The 7,850-nt window shown below is 59.7% G+C and carries 7 protein-coding genes; 3 read left to right on the top strand and 4 right to left on the bottom strand.

Annotated elements, in window-relative coordinates:
- Positions 1 to 620: 620 nt before the first annotated feature.
- The 4 genes from sixA to ACIOZM_RS27585 are packed head-to-tail and all read right to left on the bottom strand — an operon-like array spanning position 621 to position 2,624.
- Positions 621 to 1,073, bottom strand: coding sequence for a phosphohistidine phosphatase SixA (gene sixA, locus ACIOZM_RS27600; RefSeq protein WP_401219825.1), 453 nt, complete (start codon positions 1,071 to 1,073; stop codon positions 621 to 623).
- Positions 1,070 to 1,417: a DUF4389 domain-containing protein gene (locus ACIOZM_RS27595; protein ID WP_401219823.1), complete on the bottom strand. Its 348-nt coding sequence runs from the start codon at positions 1,415 to 1,417 to the stop codon at positions 1,070 to 1,072. Before ACIOZM_RS27595 ends, sixA begins: the two co-directional genes overlap by 4 nt.
- Positions 1,418 to 1,435: 18 nt before the next feature.
- Entirely contained in the window at positions 1,436 to 2,461 is a 1,026-nt protein-coding gene (locus tag ACIOZM_RS27590) for an NAD(P)H-dependent glycerol-3-phosphate dehydrogenase (protein WP_401219820.1), read from the bottom strand.
- A gap of 10 nt (positions 2,462 to 2,471) precedes the next feature.
- Complete coding sequence (locus ACIOZM_RS27585; protein ID WP_401219818.1) at positions 2,472 to 2,624, bottom strand: hypothetical protein; 153 nt, start codon at positions 2,622 to 2,624, stop codon at positions 2,472 to 2,474.
- 32 nt (positions 2,625 to 2,656) lie between these two features.
- On the opposite strand from ACIOZM_RS27585, the gene ACIOZM_RS27580 reads away from it, so the two are divergent.
- Genes ACIOZM_RS27580 through ACIOZM_RS27570 form a run of 3 tightly spaced genes read left to right on the top strand, consistent with a single transcriptional unit; the run spans position 2,657 to position 7,614 of the window.
- Positions 2,657 to 4,780, top strand: a complete 2,124-nt coding sequence (locus ACIOZM_RS27580; protein ID WP_401219816.1) for a TonB-dependent receptor plug domain-containing protein — start codon at positions 2,657 to 2,659, stop codon at positions 4,778 to 4,780.
- On the top strand, positions 4,781 to 5,713 hold the full coding sequence (locus tag ACIOZM_RS27575) for an ABC transporter substrate-binding protein (protein WP_401219813.1): 933 nt from the start codon (positions 4,781 to 4,783) through the stop codon (positions 5,711 to 5,713). It begins immediately after the preceding gene.
- Entirely contained in the window at positions 5,710 to 7,614 is a 1,905-nt protein-coding gene (locus tag ACIOZM_RS27570; RefSeq protein WP_401219811.1) for an ATP-binding protein, read from the top strand. Before ACIOZM_RS27575 ends, ACIOZM_RS27570 begins: the two co-directional genes overlap by 4 nt.
- The last annotated feature ends 236 nt before the right edge of the window (positions 7,615 to 7,850 follow it).

Raw genomic sequence — 7,850 nt, 5'->3', positions numbered from 1 at the left:
GATTGGTCGGCTGGCGGGCCGTCTTCGCTGGCAGGCCAGCTCCCGCAGGGATTGAGTACATCCACTGGAGATTGTGTCGGCTGGCAGGCCGCCATCGCGAGCAGGCTCACTCCTACAGGTGATTGAGTACATCCAACTGAGATTGGTCGGCTGGCAGGCCGTCTTCGCTGGCAAGCCAGCTCCCACAGGGATTGAGTACATCCACTGGAGATTGGTCGGCTGGCAGGCCGCCATCGCGAGCAGGCTCCCCCCTACAGAAAAGCAAAAACAAAGCAGCCCCGCGTTGCTTTTAACCACTCACAGGATGAGCGTTAGCTCGGCTGTGCTCTTGATCTTGATCTGCAAGGTCCGTCGGCAGGCTGAGTGGAGGGATTCATCCGGGGGTTGGCGCGCAGCGCCGTTTGGCGAAGCCAAATGCATCGAGAGGAGGTGCAGCGAAGCAAACCGTAGGCGATGCCCCCGGATGAATCCCGGAGCGAAGGAACCCCGAGCCTTAGCGAGCGGGCCGAACGTCAGGACAAAGCCTTTTTGGTTACTTTTTCGGCGTCTGGAAAAAGTGACCCGCCGTAAGGGCGGAACCCTAAGCAGCCACACCCGCAGCAACGGATCTTCCCAAAAATTCAAGGATGCTTAAGACTATTAAGCCTCATAGCCCCAATCACCAACTCATCCCCCTCCAGCTCAGCCAATCCCGCCGTATCAACCCGCTCAGGCGGATACCCAGCCCCATGCTGCAAATAACTAAGCAGATTCCCCACCAGAGGATTATGACTGACCAACAACACATCACTGACCGCCACCAATTGATCGGCAACCCGATCCGGATCAGCCTCAGGCTTCAGCCAATCAACCGTACGAATCTCCGGCTCAAACCCCAAAGCCTCCCGCACCAGTTGCGCCGTCTGCTGAGCACGCAAAAAAGGACTCGCATAAATCGCCGTCAACGGCTGCCCCACCAACTCAGTGGCGCTGCTCAACACCTCTTTACGACCATTCTCGGTCAACTCCCGCGCAGGATCAGGCTTCGACCCATAAGGCACCGCCTCGCCATGGCGCAATACCCAGATTTTCATAGTTTCGGTTCCTCATCCCGGGCCGGATGCGCTGACGCTGGCACCGCATGAGGCGCTTCCCCTTCCGGGGCACGCGGCGTTGGCCAGTCGGCAAACGGCCAGGGTTTCTGGTCGCTGTGGAAGCTGCCGAAACGACCGATCTGCGCCAGAAACTGACTCAGACTGTCGCCGAAATTCATCAGGCCCGCGTTCGGCGCGCCATAAATCAAACGATAGATCAGTTGCACCAGCACCACAGCGCCAAGGATGAACTGCGCCACTTGCCAGACCACTACATAGACGATCATCCACAACACCCGCAGGAGGATGGACTCGTATTTGGCTTCGGTTTTCGGATCGTTCATGGCTCGCTCCCTGCTGAATCAGTTGAAACCACTGGTGGAAATAAAATCGACGTCGGTTTTCGGCTCGCCACGCATCAACAGACCGATGACTTGCTCAAGCGTGCGCCCCTCGAACAGGATCGCATGCAGCCCGGCGACCAGCGGCATATAGACGCCGACTTCCTGGGACTTGGCTTTGAGCACCTTCAAAGTGTTCACCCCTTCGGCGACTTCGCCAAGGCGCGATACCGCATCCTCAAGGCTCAGGCCCTGACCAAGGGCGAAACCGACCTGATAGTTGCGGCTTTTCGGCGACGAGCAGGTGACGATCAAATCACCCACCCCGGCCAGACCGAGGAAGGTCATGGGATTGGCACCCTGATTCACCGCAAACCGGGTCATCTCCGCCAGAGCGCGGGTGATCAGCATGCTCTTGGTGTTCTCGCCCATTTCCAGCGCCACCGCCATGCCGGCAATGATCGCGTAAACGTTTTTCAACGCTCCGCCCAGTTCCACGCCGAAACGGTCGGCGCTGGCGTACACACGAAACGTACGGCCATGCAGCGCAGCCTGCACTTGCTGACACAGATCTTCGTCTTCACTGGCGACCACCGTGGCAGTCAGAGCGTGTTCGGCGATTTCCCGTGCCAGATTCGGCCCGGAGATCACGCCGATGCGTGCTTGCGGGGCGATCTCTTCGAGGATCTGGCTCATCAGCTTGAACGTGTGGGCTTCGATGCCCTTGGTCAGGCTGACCAGCATTTTGCCGCCCAGACGTTCGGCGTGGCTGGCCAGCACCGTGCGCAAGGCGCTCGATGGCAGCGCAACAAAACACAGGTCGCAGGCGTCGAGCGTGGCTTGCAGGTCGGTGACCGCGGTCACCCCCGGCAAAATCTTGATGCCTTTGAGATAACGCGGGTTCTCGCGATTGACCCGGATGGCTTCGGCCTGTTCGGGGTCACGCATCCACTGCAAGACTTGATGGCCGTTCTCGGCCAGTAGATTGGCCACGGCGGTACCAAAACTTCCGCCTCCCAGGACCGCAATCGGGCGCTGTTCAGTCATATGCAATCCGTTAATCCATACCAGTGGCGATGGCGGCATTATACGGGGCGGCCCAGTCGCGGCCAGCCCCTGCGTCAATTACCGACACCTGTAGGAAGAAGACCAATAAAACCGAGGAAAATGCCCGCAACGTGACGGAAAAATCGCTGTCGTCGGTTAACATGCGCGCCAATTATTTCGTATCAAGGTTGTGCAGTGTCCTTCGGTCCACCCTCCCCGCGTTCGTCCCTGTTGCTGGCGCTGCTGTTCAGTCCGGTTTTGCAGGCGGACGACCTGTTTGTCGACAACGAAGCACTGCCGCAGGTGCTGACCGCCACGCGCCTGAAACAGACGCCTGCGGAAGTGCCGGGGAGCATGACCGTACTCGACAGCGAACTGATCACCGCCAGCGGCGCCCGCGATATCAGCGAGCTGCTGCGACTGGTGCCGGGGATGATGGTCGGCAACATCAGTGGCAATCAGGCAGCGGTGAACTATCACGGCACCAACGCCAGTGAAGCGCGGCGCATGCAGGTGCTGATCGATGGCCGCTCGGTGTACCGCGCAGGTTTGGCCACGGTGGACTGGAGCGATATTCCGGTGGCCATCGAGGACATCGAGCGCATTGAAGTGTTTCGCGGCCCGAATACCGTCAGTTACGGCGCGAATGCGCTGATGGCGGTGGTCAATATCATCACGCGCAACCCGGCGGACAGCCACGGCACACGACTGAAAATCACCCGTGGCCAGCGCGGCATCAATGACTTTTATGCCAGTCAGGGCACCGGCTGGAATGGCGGCGATCTGCGTTTGTCGCTGTCCGGCCAGGAAGACAACGGCTTCGACAGCGACCGCAGCGGCGCCGACTATCGTGACAGTCGCCGCTTGAACCGCTTCAGTCTCGCGGTCAGTCACACCCTCAGCGATAACCAGAGCCTCGACTGGCAGCTCAACGCAAAGGACGGCACCAATCAGCGGCCGTACACCTATCACCCGGTGTTCTCGGGGATTACCGCTGCCGGGAATAATTCCGACGTCGACGCCAAGGATTACGCCGGCTCGGTGCGCTGGAATCTCGACATCAACCCTGATCACAGCCTTTATATACAAGGCTCGGCGCAGCACTGGGATCGTCAGCAGGTCTGGCGTGCCTGCGATGCCGAAGTGTCGTTCAGCCCGCAATTGACGCAACTGTGGCAGCTCAATCCGAATTACACCGAGCGTCTGGCGCGCAATATCACTCGTTTCACCGGCCCCGGCCCGGAGGCCGGCACCCCACAGGAAATGGCCTTGGCCCATCAAGTGCTCGATCAATGGCGCAATGGCGCCAGCCAGACTTTGTGCGGCGATATTGACCAGAGCGCCCGGGAATCGCGCTACGACCTCGAACTGCAAGACACCCTCAGCCTGTCCGACAGTCTGCGGCTGGTCAGCGGCATGAACTATCGTTATGACCGGGCCGATTCCGAGACCTACTTCAACGGCACGCTGGACGACACCACCTGGCGCGCATTCGGTCAATTGGAGTGGCGCGCCAGCGAGCACTGGCTGCTGCAGGGCGGCGCGATGTTCGAAGACACGCAACTGATCGGCAGTTCATTGACCCCGCGTTTCGCGATCAATTACCTGATCAACCCGCGCCACAGCCTGCGCGCGGTGTATTCGGAAGCGATCCGCTCACCGGACATGTTCGAGAACAACGTCAATTGGAGCTATCAGGTGAGCAAGCTGCGGCCCTCCGCCTACGGCCAGTCGTCAGCCCGCTATTTCGTCAAGACTCGCGGCCCCGGCGATCTTGATCAGGAACACATGCGCTCGCGGGAACTGGGCTACAACGGGTTTTTCGCAGAGTGGGGTCTGGCAGTCGACGTGAAACTGTTTTACGACGAAATCACCGGCATGATCAGCGAGCCGCTGCGCAACAACCAATACATCGCCAGCAACGCCAACAGCGCACGTTATCGCGGTACGGAAACCCAACTCGACTGGCGCCTGAGCAATACCGACCGCTTGCGCCTGACCTATGCCTACGTCGATGCCGAGGCGAGCAATCCACTGGATCAGCAATTCACCGCAAGCAACAGCGGATCTGCCGGATGGTTGCGCGATTGGGGTCAGGGCTGGAACAGCGCGCTCTTCTACTATGGCGACAACGCGCTGAACGGCTACCGCTTTGAACGGGTCGACACGCGCATCGCCAAACGCATCCCGCTGGGCAAGGCGCAACTGCAATTGGCCGGCGTCCTGCAACAGCGCCTAGACAATCAGCCGACCACCTTCGTCGACAACAATTATGACGAGCGCCGAGTGATGTACTTCAGCGCAGAGTTGGAGTTCTAGATGCGCCCGGGCAGGTCGCGGAGGATGCCAACCCTTGGCCACTGGCTGGCCGGGGCATGCCTGTTTTTGACTGCCTGGCTGCATGGCGTCGCGGTACAGGCCGCCGACATTCTGCTGACCGGTGCCGAAGAAAGCCCCGGGGTGCAGGCATTCGTGCAGGCACTGAGCGAGTTGCGCCCGACCGACACCGTACGTTTCCAGCCCTTGGCCAGCCTGCCAGCGCCGGGCAAGTTGCCGGGCAAACTGCGCATGATTCTGCTCGATCTGCCGAGCCTCGACTGGCGCCTGCAAGACACTCGCGGCCCGGCGACGCTGGTGCTGCGCATCAGTCGCCTGCAAGCCCGACAACGCCTGGGCAATGCCCAACCGCCACACTTGAGCCTGTTGTGGAGCGATCCGCCGTTGGGCCGCCAACTGCAATTGATCCGCAGAATTCTGCCGCAGGCGCGTCGAGTCGGCGTGCTGTTCGATCAGCACAGCGAGTTTTTGCTGGATGAGCTGAATCTGGCGGCCAAACCGCTGAAGCTGAAAATCGTCAGTCAGCGCTGGGACAACACCCTCGACAGCCGTCCGTTGCAAAGTGTGTTGAAAAAAAGCGACGTGTTGCTGGGGCTCGACGATCCAGACCTGTATAACCCGAAAACCGCGAAGAACCTGCTGCTCAGCAGTTACGCCCGACAAGTCGCGCTGATCGGCCCCAACGCTGCGTTCGTCCGCGCCGGCAGTCTGGCCAGCAGTTACAGCGATCAGGCCGATTGGCTGGCAATCCTCGACGACCTGCTTGACCGGCAACCCGCCGATTGGCCGCGAACGCTCTACCCCGAGCGCTTCAAAGTCTCAAGTAATGCGCAGGTAGCTCGTTCTTTAGGTATCGAGCCGATCGATGAAGTGTCTGTCGCCCGAGAGTTGGCTGAAGGAGAGCGCCACCCATGAGTTTGCGTCGCCGCTGGGACATCAACACCCGCACGCAGCTGATCAGTCTCGGCCCTGCGCTGCTGTTGACGTTGCTGCTGATCAGCTTCTTTACCTTCGTGCGGATTCAGGATTTGCGTCAGGAGCTGAACCACACCGGCCAACTGATCGCCAACCAACTCGCCCCCGCCACCGAGTACGGGGTGATTTCCGGTAACAACGAAGTGCTGGAAAGCCTGCTCAAGGCCACTTTGGCCACGCCGAACGTACGGTTCCTGGAAGTACAGGACAGCGCCAACCGGATTTTGGCTTATGTCGAACAGGCGTCCGACACCCACAATCGGCCACATCAGGTCGAAGTCTTCCAAGCGCCGGTACGCCTGCAACGGATCGCCCTGCACAACGATTTTTTTCAGGACGCCAAACTCGGCGCCAATGTGCCCAGCGAGGATTATCTGGGGCGAGTGATCGTCGGTCTGTCCAACGATGCCTTCAGTCAGCGCCAACAGGAAATCCTGCTCAAGGCCGGGATTCTGGCGCTGTTCGCCCTGCTCTTTACCTTTGTCCTCGCACGACGTCTGGCGGGCAGCCTGTCGCATCCGATTCGCGATATCGGCAACGCGGTCAAGGCGATTCAGGATGGCGACTATAAAACCCCGCTGCCGATTGTCGATGACACCGAACTCGGCGCGCTGTCGCAGCACATCAACAACCTCGCCAAGGCACTGGAACAGGCCAGCCGCGAACAGCATCAGGCGATGGAGCAACTGATCCAGACCCGCGAAGAAGCGGAAAAAGCCAACAACGCCAAATCGGATTTTCTGGCGATGATGAGCCATGAACTGCGCACGCCCATGAACGGCGTGCTAGGCATGTTGCAGTTGCTGGAAACCACCGACATGACCGAGGAGCAGGTCGAGTACGCGGCGCTCGCCTCTGAATCCACCGAGCATTTGCTCAAAGTCATCAACGATATTCTGGACTTCTCGCGTATCGAACGTTCGGAGCTGGAGCTGGAGCACATCGCGTTCAACCTGGCCGACCTGATCGGCGCCTGCGCCCAGTCGTTCCAGCACAGCGCGGCGCAACGCGGGCTGGATCTGCAATTGCGGATTCCCGACGATATGCGCGGTTTGCAGGTACAGGGTGATCCGACGCGAATTCGGCAGATTCTGGTGAACCTGGTGGGCAACGCCTTGAAGTTCACCGAGCGCGGCCGGGTAAGTATCGAGGCGCAATGGCAGTCGCTGGATCACGAACTGCTGTGGTTCACCTGTTCGGTGCGTGACAGCGGCATTGGCATCTCGGAGCAAAGTCTGGAGCTGATGTTCAATGCGTTCCAGCAGGCCGACAGTTCAATTTCACGTCGTTATGGCGGCACCGGCCTCGGGCTGCCGATTGCTCGCACCCTGGCCGAGCGAATGGGCGGTACGTTGCGGGCGCAGAGTGAGGAAGGTTTGGGTTCGGTGTTTACTCTGGAAATCCCGCTGGCGCTATATAAGCAGGCATTGCCGCAATTGACCGCCCCGCGCACGGCGAATGGCAACGGTCATGGCGAGGGTCGCAACGTGCTGTTGGTAGAAGACAACCCGGTCAACCAGACGGTTATCGAAGCGATGTTGCGCAGTCTGGGCTTTACTGTGAGCGTCGCCACCGATGGCGCGCAAGCGGTGCGCAGCGCCGAAGGCCGCGACTTTGAGGCAATCTTGATGGATTGCCGTTTGCCGATCATCGATGGTTACGAAGCGACCCGGCAGATCCGTCAACTGCCCGGCCGTGGCGAAGTGCCAATCATCGCGCTGACTGCCAACGCCCTGCAGGGTGATCGCGAGATGTGCCTGTCGGCCGGGATGAATGATTACCTGGCCAAGCCGTTCAAACGTAATGATCTACAGCAGATTCTGCAGCGATGGGTGCATTAGTGGGGGCCTTTCGACCATCTGTGACTGGCGTGAAAAGCGAAAGTGCGGCAGTCTTAGGCACCCGAACGAGCCTCAAAAGGGGCTTGAATAAAAATCTCAGTGCACAAGTGTACATTCATGTCCTTGGTGCTGTGACTTTCACCACAACGCAATAGTCTATGAGTAGGCTGCCGGTTCGAGGCATGAACGCTTCGAACGGTCGGGAAGATTTGCCCCACCTGCCGCATGGGATTATT

The sequence above is a fragment of the Pseudomonas sp. NPDC087346 genome (assembly GCF_044744235.1).
Lineage (GTDB): Bacteria > Pseudomonadota > Gammaproteobacteria > Pseudomonadales > Pseudomonadaceae > Aquipseudomonas.
Note: the sequence above shows the minus strand (reverse complement) of the source record. Positions and strands in the feature narration are given on the sequence as shown.